This window comes from Micromonospora sp. II (genome assembly GCF_001709195.1).
GTDB lineage: Bacteria > Actinomycetota > Actinomycetes > Mycobacteriales > Micromonosporaceae > Micromonospora > Micromonospora chalcea.
Genome location: NZ_LYXF01000084.1, coordinates 1 through 1,657, shown reverse-complemented (window position 1 = coordinate 1,657; position 1,657 = coordinate 1). Strand labels below are relative to the sequence as shown.

Below are 1,657 nucleotides of genomic sequence, written 5' to 3'. Positions count from 1 at the left end.
ATCATGGGCCTTCGACAAGCCAGATCATCCCAGATCGGGAGGCACTTCCTCATTTCTGATCATGAACCACAGGCGGCCTTACTGAACGGCCGAGGTTAGCTTCAGATACTTTCACGAACTATGAGCAGAAAGAGTCTGGCTAAGAAAGGCTATACGTAATCAAGTAGGCGGCCCGGCCGAAGCCGGGCCGCGCGCACGCGCTCAAGGCCTACGGCCCCGCGCGCACGCCCGTCAACGCCCAGTCGCCACGACCAGACAACCACGGAGAAAGCTCCATCAACCATAGTCGATTGGCGTGCCCGGCTGACAGCAGCGGTGACAGCAACCGGCACCGACTTCCACAGCCCTCGACGACCCGAGATGAACACGAGTCTCCAGGTCGTGAGTCTCCATTGGGCCGAAGCGCTCCCCCTTTAGGCGGCAATTGAATTAACGAAGACCTGAACCTTCGAAGGATCCTCAGGCTCGTCGCCGAACAAAGAGATTCTTACCCGACTAGAATCGGTTAGCACGGTCAAAAGAACCGTCTCGTTCGGATCAAAGGCGAGGAACTTTAAATCTTTCAAGTGCATCTCCCCTGAATATATTAGCGCCAAGTCCTGCGGATATTCTTCTCCATCGAAAAACTCCACACTCACAAGCCCGCTCGGCGCGGACAGAACTCCGACGTAAACGGAGTCCAGGCCAGCATGAAAAGGCTCGCTCACCGGGTCCCAGTCGTCATGCGGATCACTGCTTTCCGGGGCGGCGATAATCAATAGGCCGTGCGCGAACCTGGCAGTTATCGCTCCGAGTAGCACTTTACCTCGCTTCCGAATTCACCGGGACTTACCTCCAGGCGAGGGCGCACCCAGGCAGGCACCCTTGGCGCCGCTCAACTCGCAGCGTAGCCCAAGACCAGCCGAACGCAGCCATCCGCTACTACCCACCGAGCTGAATAAGGTTCAGGTGCCTTGCGTCAACAAGGGTTCTCTGTGGCGGGAAGTCGTACGCACCAAATTCCTGTTTTAATCCACTCACTACGCCACCTTGCGTCTTCGTGCATTTCTTGCAATGCGGGCAGAGGGTCCACGGACCATCTGGCGCTAGTTTATTCGCTGGAGAATGATCGCCCGTCCAGTGACCATCTGCGTAACCAGAAACGGTCGCACCGCATCCGGGAGTTGAACAGCCGTTCCTGTCACCGAATCCATTGATCATCGTCTGCTCATGCGGGAGCACCCGGTCCCCACGCTCAGCGGAAACGCCTTCTTGCTTGGTGATTCCGTCTGGCCCAAGCGTCAGATCACAGACCTTCCGCTCCGTCCCGTTGTTGTTGTGAACCAGGACGGGTTGCTTGCCAGCGAGTACATAGTACGTGTGGGTGACGGCGACGGTGAGGTCCCGCATCACCTTTGCGCCGGTGAAGTTACGGACGTCGGTGACGTACTGGATCTGTCCGTCGGGCCCCACCAGTGTCGACTCGCCTGGGATCAGGTCGGCGGCGTCGACCCAGTCGCCGGTGGTGGCGTCCCAGAAGGGGTGGTGCGCGGTGGTGTGCAGAACCGCCGCGGTCGGGTCCGCGACCTGGCGAGCCGTCGGGCTGGGGACATCCGACCATTGGCCGGCTTGATCGAGAAGCGGTCCGAGCTATGGCCGGCTGAGAGTTCGAGCTGCG

The 1,657-nt window shown here is 59.3% G+C and carries 1 protein-coding gene; it reads right to left on the bottom strand.

All coding sequences use genetic code 11. The annotated features are described in order from the left end of the window. Positions 1-921 precede the first annotated feature (921 nt). Positions 922-1,542, bottom strand: a complete 621-nt coding sequence (locus A8711_RS31830; RefSeq protein ID WP_083297131.1) for a polymorphic toxin-type HINT domain-containing protein — start codon at positions 1,540-1,542, stop codon at positions 922-924. Positions 1,543-1,657 lie beyond the last annotated feature (115 nt).